This window comes from Ensifer sp. 38_S197, from assembly GCF_056924495.1.
The window spans coordinates 2,653,145-2,669,071 of sequence record NZ_JBXOVZ010000002.1; the positions used below are offsets into that span (position 1 = coordinate 2,653,145).

Consider the following 15,927-nt stretch of genomic DNA (forward strand, 5'->3'; position numbering starts at 1 on the left):
GGCTTCGACGCGTCAGGCGTAGCCGTTGAACTTTCCAGGATCGGCGTCGCGCTGGCGCACCTGATCCATGGTGACGTAACCGGTGCCGAACCGGTCGACGATCGGGAACATGTGGTTGCCGTTGAAGCGAAAACTACCTTGCTCTCGTCAAACTCGCTTCAGCCAAAATCTGGATGCGCTTTGTGAGTTTGTGACCTAGTCGTCGGTTATCAAGAGCTGCTCGCGGCTGATGCTGTGGCCTTTAGCTCTTTGCGGATAAAGGCGTCAAAGCATCTTGTCAGCGTCACGCGCTCATGGCCGAGCTCGAGGCTCGGCTGATAGAGCGAAAGCAGCATCCGATTGACGTTGGTGACCGGACAGGTCGGTACGAGCGCGACGTCGACCGAACGGAGGGCGGCGCGGACATTCTCATCCGGCGGAGGGACGGCGCGGAACGGATCTGCACCGGTCGCGACGTGTTTCGGGGCGCTGCGATCCATCAGCCACGGGAACGGATTGGTGAAATCGATGTTGAGGATCGTTTCGAAGCGCACGCCATTTGCCGCCTCATAGGCGCGCATTGCATCGATGGCTTCATCGACATTTGTCAGCCAGCCGGCCTGGAAGTCGAAATCGCTATAGAGCAGGAACGACGGTAGCTCGCCGGCATTTGCAAAGGCATCGAAGGCGGGGCGATGGGCCGCATAGATATCGCGCAGGCGTTCGGCGCGCAGCGCCAGAATGGGCCGGAGATTGACGGCGCCCATTGTTTTGAGGTTCCGGCTTTCGAGCGGCACATTGTTGATGGCCCCGATCCACGCGCGAGCGCTTTTTTGCAGGACGGCCGTGGCTGGTGGGAGGGTGGCCGCCAGGGCGAGTATCGCTATTGCGATCGCACGCGGCTGAGGCACGGCACCGGTGACCTCGTCGGCAACGATCTTCAGCAGCAAAGGCAGCAGAAAGATGAAGGCCTGGCTGCCGGTGTTCTGGCTCTCGAAGAGAATGCCGGCAAGGACGAAGGCGGCCAGCCAGACGAACGGTTGGTCGAAGACCTTCGCGAGTGCCGATAGGGAGGGGTGCCCGCCAAGCTGTCGCAGGGATTGTGCAAAGGATGAAAGGTGCGCCGCGAAAAGCGCCAGGCCGAGCAACCCGGCCGGAATCAGCAGACCGGCATTGAGCGACGCCGCCTGCAGAAGGCGTGGCAATAAGCTGTCGTCATTGACGGCCAGCAGTGCAAGGATGTCGTTGAGATAGGCCGATACGGCGCTCACGGAAATCTCGGCCACGGCGAGCACGGCGAAGAACAGCGATGCTGCGGCCAGCGCCGACTTGAAGGGGATGCGGCCTGCGGCAAAAGCCATCAGGCAAAGAACAGTGCCGGCGACAGCGCCGGTGATCTTCACGAAGAAGAGAGCGACCATCGCCGCGGCAACGACGAATGCAAGGATACGACGGTCGCGAACATGAACCAACGCTGCAGCGAGCACATAAAGAAGCTGGCAGGCCTGGCGATTGTAGATTCCGAAGCCGTCCGAGCCGGGATAGGGGTAGAAATCCCCGGTGTTGAACGGCAATACCGAGAACCACAGGAACGGCAGCAGGATCGCATAGGCAAGCAGCGCCGAGCGCTTTTGCACGTCGAAGACGACGAGCGCCATCACCGGTCCGGTGACGAGTAGCAGACACCAGCTCGCGAGCAGCAATGGATGGCCGTTGGGGAAGATGGCCTGCAGGCCAGCGAAAAGGTAATAGCCGAGTGCGCCGACGGGGGTGAAGAAATCGACCGAAGGGATTTGTCCGTCACGAATTCGGTTTGCAGCATCGAGATAGAGATAATGGTCCCAGAACATCGGGCCGATCGGCTGCGGGATCGTCACACAAAGCAGCAGCGCGAGCACGCCAAAGGTGAGGGCGAGCGGGAAAAGCGGTGAGCGGACGAAGGTGAGTGCCGCACTTGGCTGTTGCGCCTCTAGATCGAGTTCGGTGCGGCTATGCATTGCGGTCTCGTCTCCCCCTGGGGAGCGATGCACACGCGCTGCATGCTGGTACACGCTCCGCGCCTTCTTATGCCATCATCCGGTTTTAAGCCGGTTAATGCGACGTGATTGCGAGAATTATGCTTCTCGCAATATCTTGACGGTACCACAGCGCCGAATCGTGCGTGATTTTGTACTTGAGCCGGTTTCGATTTAAGAAATTGTGCGGGAGGCATCAGCCTCGGAAAGACCAAGGAGAGCATTGTATGGAACGGACGTGCCTGGCCATCATTCTGGCTGCGGGTGAAAGCACGCGGATGAAATCGTCCATGTCGAAGGTGCTGCATCCCGTCGCTGGCCGGCCGATGATCGCCCATGTCGTTCAGGCGCTGGCGAGTGCCTCGATCTCCGATATCGCCCTGGTGGTCGGCCGCGACGCAGATTCGGTTTCGGCGGCTGCCGATATCGGCGGCGTATCGGTCTCTTCCTATCTGCAGATGGAGCGGCTGGGGACCGGCCACGCGGTGCTGGCTGCCCGTGAAGCGCTGGCAAAAGGTTATGACGACGTTCTCGTCGTCTTCGGCGATACGCCGCTGATCACGCCGGAACCGCTGAAGGCCGCGCGCGACGGTCTTGCCGCCGGCAACGACGTGGTGGTTATCGGCTTCGAGGCCGCCGATCCGAGTGGTTATGGACGCCTGATCGTCAAGGACGGTGTGTTGCTTGCCATCCGCGAGCACAAGGATGCGACCGAAGAAGAGCGCCGCATCACCTATTGCAACGGCGGACTGATGGCGATCGACGGTCGCAAGGCGCTCGATCTTCTCGGCCGCATCGGCAACGCCAACGTCAAGGGCGAATATTACCTGACGGACCTCGTGGAGATCGTCCGCGAGATCGGTGGACGGGCGATTGCCGTCGAGGCGCCGGAAGAGGAGTTGACCGGCTGCAACACGCGCGCCGAGCTCGCCTTTATCGAACGGCTCTGGCAGCAGCGCCGCCGCCACGAACTCATGTTGTCGGGCGTGTCGATGATCGCGCCGGAAACGGTGTTTCTCGCCTGGGATACGGTGCTCGAGCAGGATGTGCTGATCGAGCCGAACGTCGTCTTCGGCCCCGGCGTGCGCGTCGAGAGCGGTGCCGTCATCCACGCTTTCTCGCATGTCGAGGGCGCAACGGTCCGGGCCGGGGCGACGGTCGGTCCCTTTGCCCGGCTGCGCCCGGGCGCCGATCTCGGCGAAAAGTCGAAGGTCGGCAACTTCTGCGAGGTCAAGAAGGCGGAGATCGGCGCAGGCGCCAAGGTCAACCACCTGACCTATATCGGCGACGCCTTCGTCGGCGCCGGTTCGAACATCGGTGCCGGTACGATCACCTGCAACTATGATGGCGTGAACAAACACGAGACCCGAATCGGCGAAAATGCCTTCATCGGGTCGAATTCGTCGCTGGTCGCGCCGGTGACGATCGGAGAGGGAGCGTTGGTTGCCTCGGGCAGCGTGATTACCGAGGACGTGCCGGCCGACGCCGTCGCCTTCGGCCGCGCGCGCCAGGAGATCAAGCCGGGTCGGGCGCGACTGCTGCGCGAGCGCTACCAGGCGGTGAAGGCAGCCAAGAAGGCCGCAAAAGCCGCCGGCTAAGCCGACGACGCCGTGGCCCCATCAGACGCGTAAAGGTCCGCTGCAGCTTGCTTGAATCGGCTGTGATTCAGGGAAACATGCGGAGCGTTAAATACTGAAACCGAAAGTGAAATCGGGGCGGATTGCCTCACCCGGCAAATGCTTTACCAAGGCAGCGCGTCGGGCGGGACATCTGCCCTCATTGACTGAGGCGCCGCGACGGGCGCGGGGACAAATCGGAGACGACTATGTGCGGTATTGTGGGCATCGTTGGCAACCAGCCGGTATCGGAGCGACTGGTCGATGCGCTGAAGCGCCTCGAATACCGCGGCTATGATTCCGCCGGTGTGGCGACCATCAATGGCGGAACGCTGGAGCGCCGGCGCGCCGAGGGCAAGCTCGTCAATCTCGAGATCCGGCTTCGCGAACAGCCGCTCGCCGGCACGATCGGCATTGCGCACACGCGCTGGGCGACCCATGGTGCGCCGACCGAGCGCAATGCCCATCCGCACTTCACCGACGGCGTCGCCGTCGTCCATAACGGCATCATCGAGAACTTTGCCGAATTGAAGGACGAACTGATCGCCGATGGCGCCAGGTTCGAGACCGACACCGACACCGAGGTCGTGGCGCATCTGCTCTCCAAGTTCCGCCGCGAAGGCCTTGGCCGGCGCGAGGCGATGCATGCGATGCTGAAGCGGGTCACCGGCGCCTATGCGCTCGCCGTGCTCTATCAAGACGACCCGTCGACGATCATGGCGGCGCGCAATGGCCCGCCGCTGGCGATCGGCCACGGCAGGGGCGAAACGTTCCTCGGCTCCGACGCGATCGCGCTTGCGCCCTTCACCAATGAGATCACCTATCTGATCGACGGCGACTGGGCGGTGATCGGTGCGAACGGCGTGCACATCTTCGATCTCGCCGGCAATGCCGTCGATCGACCGCGCCAAGTCTCGTCGGCTGCCGCCTATATGATCGACAAGGGCAACCACCGGCACTTCATGGAGAAGGAGATCTATGAGCAGCCGGAGGTGATCGCGCACGCGCTGAGCCACTACATCGACTTCGCCGGCAACCGCATCAAGCCGCTCGCCGGCACGATCGATTTTGCCAAGGTTCCGAGTCTGGCGATCTCCGCCTGCGGCACGGCCTATCTCGCTGGTTTGGTCGGCAAATACTGGTTCGAGCGCTATGCCCGCCTGCCGGTGGAAATCGACGTCGCTTCCGAGTTCCGCTATCGCGAAATCCCGCTGTCGGCGCAGTCGGCGGCACTGTTCATCTCGCAGTCGGGCGAAACCGCCGACACGCTCGCCTCGTTGCGCTACTGCAAGGAGCTCGGCCTGAAGATCGGCGCCGTCGTCAATGCGCGCGAATCGACCATTGCGCGCGAATCCGATGCGGTGTTCCCGATCCTTGCCGGTCCGGAGATCGGCGTCGCCTCGACCAAGGCCTTCACCTGCCAACTCGCGGTGCTGGCGTCGCTGGCGATCGGCGCCGGCCGCGCCCGCGGCATGGTCAGCACAGAGGAGGAGCAGACGCTGGTTCGCTGCCTCGCCGAGATGCCGCGCATCATGGGCCAGGTGCTGAACGCCATCCAGCCGAAGATCGAGCAACTGTCGCACCAGCTCGCCAAGTACGACGACGTGCTCTATCTCGGCCGCGGCACCAGCTTCCCGCTGGCGATGGAAGGTGCGCTGAAGCTCAAGGAAATCTCCTATATTCACGCCGAAGGCTATGCCGCCGGCGAGCTGAAGCATGGGCCGATCGCGCTGATCGACGAGAACATGCCGGTTATCGTCATCGCGCCGCATGACCGCTTCTATGAGAAGACGGTTTCCAACATGCAGGAAGTGGCCGCCCGCGGCGGCCGGATCATCCTGATCACCGACGAGAAGGGGGCTGCCGCCTCGAAGCTCGAAACCATGGCGACGCTTGTGCTGCCTGACGTCGATGAGGTCATCGCACCGATGATCTTCTCGCTGCCGATCCAGCTTCTTGCCTATCACACGGCGGTGTTCATGGGCACCGACGTCGACCAGCCCCGCAACCTCGCCAAATCGGTGACCGTCGAATGATCTATGTCCGGCATGAGCGTCAAGGAGATGAGAAGGCGATCCGCGACGTGACCGTCGCCGCGTTCGAAGGGCATCCGCACAGTGATCAGAGCGAGCCCCTCATCATCGAACGCCTGCGCGAAGCCGGTGCGCTCAGCGTCTCGCTGGTTGCCGAGATGAACGATGAGGTTGTCGGGCACATCGCTTTTTCGCCCGTCACTCTGACGCCGGCAGAATCCGGCTGGTTCGGGCTTGGGCCGGTCTCGGTCAAGCCGGAGATTCAGGCGCAGGGTATCGGTCGGCAGTTAATCCTCGAGGGTCTTGAATGGCTGCGGGCGGAAGGGGCTGCCGGCTGCGTCGTCGTCGGCGATCCCGCCTATTATCAAAAGTTCGGTTTCCGCAACGAATCGGCTCTTGTATTCCCCGGTTGTGCGCCGCAATATTTCATGGCGGTGGCACTCTCCGGCGCGATGGCGGCGGGCACTGTCGCCTATCATCCGGCCTTCGGGGTCGCGTGAGGCTGGAGCGGGGTCTTCCGCCCGAATCCCGCGCTAACTGGAGAAGCGATCAGGTTTATGATTTTCGGTCGATCCGACCCGAAATCATAAGCGTGATCTAAGGCGAAAGACGCATGACGACGAAGAAGAGCTTCATCGCAACCCGGTTACGAAACTATTTCCTGACTGGTCTGATCATTTGTGCACCGATAGCGATCACGGCCTGGCTCGTCCGCTCCTTCATCGAATGGGCGGATGGGTGGGTGAAACCGTATCTGCCGAATTTCTATAATCCGGACACCTATTCTCCCGTTGCCATCCCCGGCTTCGGACTGCTCGTTGCCATCGTTGTGATCACGCTCGTCGGCTTCCTGACCGCAAACCTCGTTGGCCGGTCGATCGTGAATTTCGGCGAGTCCCTGGTCAACCGCACGCCCCTGGTGCGCACGATCTACAAGTCGACCAAGCAGATCTTCCAGACGGTGCTTCAGGAGCAGTCGTCCTCCTTCAAAAAGGCAGGGCTCATCGAATATCCGAGCCCGGGCCTCTGGGCGCTTGTCTTCATCGCAACGGATGTCAAAGGGGAAATCGCCGCCAAGTTCGACGACCGCGGCATGGACATGGTTACGGTGTTTCTGCCGCCGACTCCCATCCCAACGGCTGGCTTCCTGCTGTTCGTACCGCGCGACAAGATCATTCCGCTCGACATGAGTGCGGAGGATGCCGCCAAGCTGTTGATCTCCGGTGGCCTTGTGGTGCCTGACCACAAGCCGCTTACCAATGCGCCGTTGAAGATCGGCCAGCAGAAGACTGCCTGACGACCAGGTGTCCATCCGGTCGAAACCGGGTCACACCCCGGTTAGCATCTAGCCGGCGCGCAGGAAGCGGATCGCCTCGTCGCGCCGGTAGAGATAGAGCAGTGTCCGCAGCGCTTCGCCGCGTTCCGACGTAAGGTCCGGATCGCGCTCGATCACATAGGCGGCGTCCTTGCGGGCGATTTCCAGGAGATCGCCATGGGCTTCCAGGCTGGCGATGCGGAAGCCCGGCGTGCCCGACTGGCGCGTGCCGAGCAACTCGCCTTCACCACGCAGCTTCAGGTCCTCCTCCGCAATCAGGAAGCCGTCTTCGCTGTCACGCAGGATCGAGAGCCGTGATCGGCCATTCTCACTGAGCGGACCCTTGTAGAGCAGGATGCAGGTCGAAGCCTCGTCGCCGCGCCCGACGCGGCCGCGCAACTGATGAAGCTGGGCAAGGCCGAAACGTTCCGCATGTTCGATCACCATGATCGTCGCATCGGGCACGTCGACGCCGACCTCGACGACGGTGGTGGCGACCAGCAACCGGATCTCGCCATTCTTGAAGGCGAGCATGACGGCGTCCTTCTCGGCGCCATTCATGCGGCCATGTACGAGACCGACATTGTTGCCAAAGCGCTTCGCGAGGCCTTCATATCGTTCTTCGGCAGACATGACGTCGACGGCTTCCGACTCCTCGACGAGCGGACAGATCCAGTAGGCCTTCTTGCCCTCGCGAAGGGCTGCGTCCAGACGATCGACGATATCGCCGGTACGCTCGGTCGGGATCGTCACGGTCTGGATCGGCTTACGCCCGGCAGGCTTCTCCGTCAGCTTCGAGACATCCATGTCGCCGAAGGCTGCGAGCACCAGCGTCCGCGGGATCGGCGTCGCCGTCATCACGAGCATATGCGGAGAGATCCCCTTGGCAGTCAGGCGCAGGCGCTGATGAACGCCGAAGCGGTGCTGCTCGTCCACCACCGCCAGCGTCAGTTCCTTGTAGTTCACCGTATCCTGGAAGAGCGTGTGCGTGCCGATCACCATCCGCGTCTCGCCGGACGCGATACGGTTCAAGATGGCATCGCGTTCCTTGCCCTTGGTGCGGCCGGTCAGGACGTCAATGGTGATGCCGGCCGGCGCGGCCATCCGCGCAAGGGTCGCATGATGCTGCCGCGCCAGAATTTCGGTCGGCGCCATCAGCACGGCCTGGCCGCCGGATTCGACCGCGGCCAGCATCGCCATCAACGCCACCATCGTCTTGCCGGAGCCGACGTCGCCCTGCAGCAGCCGCAGCATGCGCTCGGTCCCGGCCATGTCCTTGAGGATGTCGGCAATGGCCGTGGATTGGCTCGCCGTCAGCGAAAACGGAAGCGAATTAATGACGGGCCGGGAGAGCGCGCCGGTGGCGTGGACCGGCGTACCCGCGATCTTGCGAAGGCGCTGGCGGACGAGCGCGAGCGACAACTGTCCAGCGAGAAATTCGTCATAGGCAAGCCGGCGGCGCGCGCGTGCCTGTGGATCGATATCCGTTGCATCCCGTGGATCATGCAGCGCCCGGAAACTCTCGGCCGCACTGGCGAAACCCTGCCTGGTGAGCAGCGCATCATCCACCCATTCCGGCATTTCCGGCACGCGGGCAACGGCCGCCTCGATCGACTTGCGCAATATCCGCGGCGAAAGCCCGGCGGTCAGGCCATATACCGGCTCCACCAGCGGCAGGTTTTCCGCCTCGCTTGCCCGAACCGCGTAGTCCGGATGCACCATGGAAGGCCGTCCGTTGAACCAGTCGACCTTGCCGCTGACGATAACCGTCTCATCCACCGGCAGCGATTTTTCCAGCCAATTGCCCTTGACCCGAAAATAGGTGAGCGCCAGTTCGCCGGTCTCGTCATGCAGGAAGACGCGATAGGGTAGGTTGGGTTTGCCGCGCGGCGGCGGCTGATGGCGGTCGACCCGGCCGGTAATGGTGACGATGACCCCTTGCGGCGCATGGGCAATGCCCGGCTGCTGCCGGCGGTCGATCAGCGAATGCGGCGCGTGGAAGACAAGATCGACGACACGGCAATCCTCGATCGTTTCACGACCGAGCAGCTTGGCATAGAGCTCGCCGATCTTCGGGCCGATGCCTGGAAGCGTGTCGAGCGGTGAGAAGAGCGGATCGAGCAGGGCGGGGCGCATGGCGATGAAATTGCGATGATAAATCGGGCTTTGGCAAGGCTGACAATCACCTATTCAGAGTTTATAGAGCCCAGTGACGACAAACCGTAGCCTGGAGCGTCCCGCTTTCAAGTGGTATCACTGAAGGCGACAAGGTGCTCTGGAATCAAAGCGCTGGAGCGTGTTTCGCGTGTTCGTCCGAATGCGCGGCGTTCTCCTGCATGTCTTCTTTCTCGCTGAACCCAGCCGGGATCAGGGGCAAGAACATGCAGCAATCTCAAGCGCTACAGCGACTTTCGTGCGCCCTGGAAGGCGCGCGGCGCGGTAGCGGGCGGCAGGAAGGAATTTCCATGACTGGCATCTCACGCACCAGCGCCGATCTCGATCCGCGGCGACGGCGGATCCTGTTCCGCGCCTGGCATCGCGGCATTCGCGAGATGGATCTGATCCTTGGGCAGTTTGCAGAGGCTGAGCTTTCGGCGCTTTCCGAGGTGGAGCTCGATGAACTCGAGACGATCATGCGCGAAGAGGACAATGATCTCGTCAGGTGGATCACCGGTGAACAGCCTGTGCCCGTTCGCTATCAGACGCCGATGTTCGAACGCATTGCCGCCTATCGTCCCGATTTCGATAAGCTTCCCGAAGGAATGAAATAGACCGATGATGCTGGTTGGCCTTGATCCGAAGAAGATCGTCGAAGCGCAGCGGGAGATCACGATCGGCCCGGTTCCCGCCGGTGCCGAGGCACTGGTTCTGGCCGAACTTGCGCGGGCAGGCCAGCCGGTCGCCTATATTATGTCTGACGGCCAGCGGATCGCGGATCTCGAGCAGGTTCTCGGCTTCGTGGCGCCCGATATTCCGGTCTTGACGCTGCCGGGCTGGGACTGCCTTCCCTATGACCGCGTGTCGCCGAGTGCCGACACGTCGGCACGGCGTCTGGCGGCACTCAGCGCCCTGATTGCGCACAAGAAGAAGCCGCATGCGGCGATCGTGCTGGTGACGGTCAATGCCGCCCTGCAGAAGATCTCGCCGCAGGATGTGATCGAGAGCCTGGCGTTTTCGGCCCGCCCGGGCAATCAGGTGCGCATGGATGACATCGCCACTCGCCTCGAGCGCAACGGTTTCGAGCGGGTCGCGACGGTGCGCGAAGTCGGCGAATACGCGGTGCGCGGCGGCATTCTCGATGTTTTCGTGCCCGGCAGCGGCGAGCCGCTGCGTCTCGATTTCTTCGGCGACACGCTCGAGACCATCCGCTCCTTCGATCCCGCAAGCCAGCGCACGATCGGCCAGGTCCGCTCCCTCGATCTCAACCCGATGAGCGAGGTGTCGCTGACGCCGGAGACGATCAGCCACTTCCGCAAGCAGTATCTTTCGCTCTTCGGTGCGACGACCCGCGACGATGCACTCTATCAGGCGGTCTCCGAAGGGCGGCGCTACGCCGGCATGGAGCACTGGCTGCCGCTTTTCTACGACAGGCTGGAGACGGTCTTCGAATATCTCGACGGTTTCCGCATCGTCACCGATCATCTGGCGCGCGAAGCCGCCGCCGAACGCTCGAAGCTCATTCTCGATTATTACGATGCCCGTCTGGCATCGGCCTCTCCGGGCAAGGCACAAGCCACCCAGGGCACGCCCTATAAGCCGGTTCCGCCGGAACTGCTCTATCTGAATTCGCAGGGCTTCAACGCTGCGCTCGCCTCGCGCGACGCCATTCGTCTGTCGCCGTTCAACGAGCATGAAGGCGAAGCCCGACAGGTGATATCGGTCGACGCGCGGCAAGGCATGCGCTGGGCGAAGTCGGCGGGCGAGGGCGAGACCGATGGCGAGCGCGTCAACGTCTTCGACCAGGCGGTCAAGTACATTGCCGAGCGCCGTTCGAAGGGCGCCAAGGTGGTCATCTCGGGCTGGAGCGAGGGATCGCTCGACCGCCTGTTGCAGGTGCTCGTCGAACATGGGCTCGGCAACATCAAGCCGATCAAGGCGCTGGCCGAGGTCAAGAGCCTGAAGCCGGGTGAGGCGGGATCGACCGTGCTCAGCATCGAGGCCGGCTTCGAGACCGGCGATCTCGTGATCATCGGCGAACAGGATATCCTGGGCGACCGCATGGTGCGGCGCTCAAAGCGTCGCAAGCGCGGGGCCGACTTCATCGCCGAAGTCGCAGGCCTCGACGAGGGCAGTTATGTGGTGCACGCCGAGCACGGCATCGGCCGTTTCGTCGGGCTGCGCACCATCGAGGCCGTCGGTGCGCCGCACGATTGCCTCGAGCTTGTCTATGCCGACAATGCCAAGCTGTTCCTACCGGTCGAAAACATCGAGCTTCTGTCGCGCTATGGTGCGGAGGGGACCGATGCAATCCTCGACAAGCTCGGTGGCGTCGCCTGGCAGGCGCGCAAGGCCAAGCTCAAGAAGCGGCTGCTCGACATGGCGGGCGGTCTCATCCGCATCGCCGCCGAACGCCACACGCGCCGGGCCCCGGTTCTCGTCGCTCAGGATGGCGTCTATGACGAGTTCGCCGCCCGCTTCCCCTATGACGAGACCGAGGATCAGCTAAACTCGATCGAGGCGGTGCGCGACGATCTCGGCAGCGGCCGCCCGATGGACCGTCTCGTCTGCGGCGATGTCGGCTTCGGCAAGACGGAAGTGGCACTGCGTGCCGCCTACATCGCAGCGATGAACGGCGTGCAGGTTGCCGTCGTCGTGCCGACGACGCTGCTCGCGCGCCAGCATTTCAAGACCTTTTCCGAACGGTTCCGCGGTCTGCCGATCCGCATCCAGCAGGCATCCCGTCTCGTCGGATCGAAGGAACTGGCGCTGACGAAGAAGGAGGTGGCCGATGGCAAGACCGACGTCGTCGTCGGCACCCATGCGCTGCTCGGCACTTCGGTCAATTTCGCCAATCTCGGCCTGCTGATCATCGACGAGGAGCAGCACTTCGGCGTCAAGCACAAGGAGCGGCTGAAGGAACTGAAGTCCGACGTGCACGTGCTGACGCTGTCGGCAACCCCGATCCCGCGCACGCTGCAGCTCGCCCTGACCGGTGTTCGCGAACTGTCGCTGATCACCACGCCGCCGGTCGACCGCATGGCGGTGCGTACCTTCATCTCGCCCTTCGATGCGCTGGTGATCCGCGAAACGCTGATGCGCGAGCACTATCGCGGCGGCCAGAGTTTCTATGTCTGCCCGCGCTTGAGCGATCTCTCGGAGATCCATGACTTCCTGAAATCCGACGTTCCGGAGTTGAAGGTGGCGGTCGCCCACGGCCAGATGCCGGCGACCGAGCTCGAAGACATCATGAACGCCTTCTACGACGGGCGTTACGATGTGCTGCTGTCGACGACGATCGTCGAATCCGGTCTCGATGTCCCGACGGCCAATACGCTGATCGTGCACCGTGCCGACATGTTCGGCCTCGCCCAGCTCTACCAGCTTCGCGGCCGCGTCGGCCGCTCGAAGGTGCGTGCCTTCGCGCTCTTCACCCTGCCGGTCAACAAGACGCTGACGGGAACGGCCGAGCGCCGGCTGAAGGTGCTGCAGTCGCTCGACACGCTCGGGGCCGGCTTCCAGCTTGCCAGCCACGACCTCGATATCCGCGGCGCCGGCAACCTGCTCGGCGAGGAGCAGTCGGGCCATATCAAGGAGGTCGGTTTCGAACTCTACCAGCAGATGCTCGAGGAGGCAGTCGCCGAGCTGAAGGGCGAGGAGGAAATCCACGATACCGGCTGGTCGCCGCAGATCTCGGTCGGAACTCCGGTCATGATCCCCGAACACTACGTGCCGGACCTGCATCTGAGGCTTGGACTCTATCGCCGCCTCGGCGAACTGACGGATCTCAAGGAAATCGACGGCTTCGGCGCCGAGATGATCGACCGCTTCGGGCCGCTGCCGATCGAGGTCCAGCACCTCCTGAAGATCGTCTACATCAAGTCGCTCTGCCGCATAGCGAATGTCGAGAAGCTCGATGCCGGGCCGAAGGGGGTCGTCGTCCAGTTCCGCAATAGGGAATTCCCGAACCCGGCCGCACTCGTCGGTCACATCGCCAAGCAGGGCACGCTGGCGAAGATCCGGCCGGATCACAGCATCTTCTTCCAGAGGGAGCTGGCAACGCCGGAGAAGCGCCTTTCAGGCGCTGCGATGGTGATGACGCAGCTCGCGGGGCTGGCGAAATAGCCACGTTGGATGCGCGCAGCCGCGAGCTGCGGCAGCGTCAGACTACAGCGCCGCGCGTCTTGTCAGGCGCGCAGAGGTCGCTGTAGCACTTTAGATTTGCTGGATGTCTCCTTAAGTCTAGCTCGACTTGAGACGTGCAGTAGGGGCTGCTCAGTTGGGCTTGCCGCTCGCCTTCATTTGCGCGATTTCGCGCAGCGCGTTCGTCAATACGTCGACGGTTTGCGCTCCCATCACGGCATATTGTCCGTCGAGAATGAAGCAGGGCACACCGGTCACGCCCATCTCGCGCGCCATGCCGACCTCTTCCTTGACGGCGTCCTTGTCGGCGTCGGAGCTCAGCAATGCGGCGATGACGGGCCGATCGAGACCGGCCTTCTCGGCGATATCCAGCAGCACGGCGTGATCGCCGACGTTGCGACCTTCTTCGAAATTGGCCTTGAAGAGCATGCCGACGACGGCCGATTGCGCCGGTTCGCCGTTGGTTGCAGCCCAGCGCACGAGCCGATGGGCATCGAGCGTGTTCGGGCTGATCGTCACGGCATCGAAGTCGAAGGCAATGCCGTCGGCGTTACCGAGTTCGCGCAGCATGTCATGCGCGCGATCGACGGCTGCCTGACCGCCGAGCTTTGCGGCCAGGTGCTGCTTGTGGTCGACGCCTTCGGGCGGCAGGTCGGGATTGAGCTGATAGGGACGCCAATTGACCGTGACGAGCACGTCCGGGACATTGGCAATCGCCTGATCGAGTCTTGCCTTGCCGAGATAGCACCAGGGGCAGACGACGTCCGAGACGATATCGATGCTGACGGTTTCCATGGTGCGGGTGCCTTTCCTTGTTTGGTATGTCGCCGAGATAAGCCGGTTTCACCCGGCTTTCAATGCGTTACCAAAAGGGAACCAACCTTCTACTGCGCGTTTTGATCCCACCAGGTCGGAAGTTGATAGCCGTAAAGCGGCAACACATCGGGGCGGCCGATATGCTTGTGCCTGGCCACCCACTGCGCGTCGAGGTGATAGAGCGGAACCAGGTAGAAATTGTTGATCAGCAACCGGTCATGCGCACGCACGGCGGCCGTGAAATCCTCGGTCGTTCGGGCCTGGAGAATATTGTTGATCATACGGTCCACATCCTTGTCGGCAACGCCGGCAAAGTTGTCGCTTCCCTGCCGGTCCCGCGACTGGGAGGACCAGCGCCCGACCTGTTCGATCCCGGGTGACAAAGTCGACGGGAAGGACTTGATGATCACGTCGTAGTCGAAGGATTGGCTGCGCTGCTGGTACTGCGAATCGTCGACGGTGCGTACGGAAGCCTGAATACCGAGCGGGGCGAGAAAGCGCTGGTAGGCAAGCGCAATCTTTTCCTGGCCCGCATTCTGGCTCATGATCTCGAAGGCGAGCGGCACGCCGTTGGCGTCCACCATCTTGCCGTCCTTTATCTGGAAGCCGGCCTCCCGCATCAGCGAAACGGCGACGCGCAGCACGTTGCGATCGCGACCGGAGGCGTCGGTCACCGGCAGCCGGTATGTGCCATCGAGAATCGCCGGATTGATCCGGTCGCGCGCATCGCCGATGAGGCCGAGTTCACGGTCGTCGGCCGGCGCGCCGAGGAAGCTCAACGTCGAATTCTGCCAGTAGCTCTGGGTGCGCGTATAGGCGCCGTCGAAGAGGTTCTTATTGACCCACTCGAAGTCGAACACCAGCGCTAGGCCCTGCCGAAGCTTGAGGTTGTCGAACATCGGCCTGCGGGTGTTGAATACGATGCCGAGCATGCCCGAGGGCGTCTTCGGCTTGAAGGTTTCCTTGACGACCTCGCCGGTACGGACAGCCGGGAAATCATAGCCGCGTGCCCACTTGGTGGCGCTGCCTTCCGGATAGATGTCGATTTCGCCCTTCTTGAACGCCTCAAACAGCGAATTTTCCTGGAGGAAATACTCGACGGAGATTTCGTCGTAATTGTCCTGGCCGACTTTCGACGGCAGGTCCTTCGCCCAATAGTCCGGGTTTCTCTTGTAGACGATGCGCTCGCCGGGCTTCACTTCGGCGACGCGATAGGGACCGGAGCCGAGCGGCGGTTTCAAGCTCGTCTGATCGAAGGTCGCAACGTCGATCGCATGCTTCGGCAGCACCGGCGAGAGCCCGAGCAGCAGTGGAAGTTCGCGGTCGGCTTCTTCGGTGAAGGTGAAGCGGACGCTGCGATCGCCCACCTTCTCCATCTTTGCCACCTTGGCCAGGCGGTTGCTGAAGGGAACCCGTCCCTTGTCGCGCAGCAGTTCGAAGCTGAAGATGACGTCTTCAGCGGTGACCGGCTGCCCGTCGGCCCAGCGGGCATTGGGGTTGAGATTGAACTGGATGAAGGTCCGGTCGTCATCCCATTCGACCGATTCGGCGAGCAGGCCGTACATGGTGAAGGCCTCGTCGCGCGAGCGCTGCATCAGCGATTCGTAGACGAGGTTGCCGTATTCCGGGTCCCACATGCCGCGCGCCGTCGTGCGCATGCTTTTCAGGATGAAGGGATTGAGGCTGTCGAAGCTGCCGACGACGCCGTAAGAGATCTTCCCGCCCTTCTTCACGTTCGGATTGACGTAGGGAAAGTTCTTGAAATCGGCTGGCAGCGCCGGCTCGCCGTGCATGGCAATGGCATGGACAGGAGCGGCTGCCGCGCCGTTGACGAACGAAGTGACGGTCATGAG

10 protein-coding genes are annotated in these 15,927 nt (G+C 62.5%); 6 read left to right on the forward strand and 4 right to left on the reverse strand.

Annotation, left to right across the window (positions count from 1 at the left end):
- Positions 1 to 209: 209 nt before the first annotated feature.
- A complete protein-coding gene (locus tag AC1Z3V_RS25955; RefSeq protein WP_483502508.1) occupies positions 210 to 1,976 on the reverse strand; it encodes a hypothetical protein in 1,767 nt (588 codons plus the stop codon).
- Positions 1,977 to 2,221: 245 nt separating this feature from the next.
- Between AC1Z3V_RS25955 and glmU the strand changes: the two genes are divergently transcribed.
- The 4 genes from glmU (at position 2,222) to AC1Z3V_RS25975 (ending at position 6,940) form a co-directional block, all read left to right on the forward strand.
- A complete protein-coding gene (glmU, locus tag AC1Z3V_RS25960; protein WP_483502509.1) occupies positions 2,222 to 3,592 on the forward strand; it encodes a bifunctional UDP-N-acetylglucosamine diphosphorylase/glucosamine-1-phosphate N-acetyltransferase GlmU in 1,371 nt (456 codons plus the stop codon).
- 227 nt (positions 3,593 to 3,819) lie between these two features.
- Positions 3,820 to 5,646, forward strand: coding sequence for a glutamine--fructose-6-phosphate transaminase (isomerizing) (glmS, locus tag AC1Z3V_RS25965; RefSeq protein ID WP_483502511.1), 1,827 nt, complete (start codon positions 3,820 to 3,822; stop codon positions 5,644 to 5,646).
- A complete protein-coding gene (locus tag AC1Z3V_RS25970) occupies positions 5,646 to 6,143 on the forward strand; it encodes a GNAT family N-acetyltransferase (protein WP_483504150.1) in 498 nt (165 codons plus the stop codon). Before glmS ends, AC1Z3V_RS25970 begins: the two co-directional genes overlap by 1 nt.
- A 113-nt stretch (positions 6,144 to 6,256) precedes the next feature.
- Positions 6,257 to 6,940, forward strand: coding sequence for a DUF502 domain-containing protein (locus tag AC1Z3V_RS25975; RefSeq protein WP_483502512.1), 684 nt, complete (start codon positions 6,257 to 6,259; stop codon positions 6,938 to 6,940).
- Between the two features lie 48 nt (positions 6,941 to 6,988).
- On the opposite strand, the gene recG is transcribed toward AC1Z3V_RS25975, so the two are convergent.
- The gene (gene recG / locus AC1Z3V_RS25980; RefSeq protein WP_483502514.1) at positions 6,989 to 9,094 is read right to left on the reverse strand and encodes an ATP-dependent DNA helicase RecG; all 2,106 of its coding nucleotides are present in this window, start codon (positions 9,092 to 9,094) and stop codon (positions 6,989 to 6,991) included.
- 329 nt (positions 9,095 to 9,423) lie between these two features.
- On the opposite strand from recG, the gene AC1Z3V_RS25985 reads away from it, so the two are divergent.
- Both AC1Z3V_RS25985 and mfd read left to right on the forward strand, forming a co-directional pair.
- Positions 9,424 to 9,729 carry an FAD assembly factor SdhE gene (locus tag AC1Z3V_RS25985; RefSeq protein ID WP_173516491.1) on the forward strand — a complete coding sequence of 102 codons (306 nt, stop codon included), beginning with the start codon at positions 9,424 to 9,426 and terminating at the stop codon, positions 9,727 to 9,729.
- 7 nt (positions 9,730 to 9,736) lie between these two features.
- Positions 9,737 to 13,240, forward strand: a complete 3,504-nt coding sequence (mfd, locus tag AC1Z3V_RS25990) for a transcription-repair coupling factor (RefSeq protein ID WP_483504151.1) — start codon at positions 9,737 to 9,739, stop codon at positions 13,238 to 13,240.
- A 150-nt stretch (positions 13,241 to 13,390) separates the two neighbouring features.
- Here the strand turns inward: mfd and AC1Z3V_RS25995 are convergent, their stop codons facing one another.
- Positions 13,391 to 14,053, reverse strand: coding sequence for a DsbA family oxidoreductase (locus AC1Z3V_RS25995; RefSeq protein WP_483502515.1), 663 nt, complete (start codon positions 14,051 to 14,053; stop codon positions 13,391 to 13,393).
- An 89-nt stretch (positions 14,054 to 14,142) separates the two neighbouring features.
- Positions 14,143 to 15,924: an extracellular solute-binding protein gene (locus AC1Z3V_RS26000; RefSeq protein ID WP_483504152.1), complete on the reverse strand. Its 1,782-nt coding sequence runs from the start codon at positions 15,922 to 15,924 to the stop codon at positions 14,143 to 14,145.
- Positions 15,925 to 15,927 lie beyond the last annotated feature (3 nt).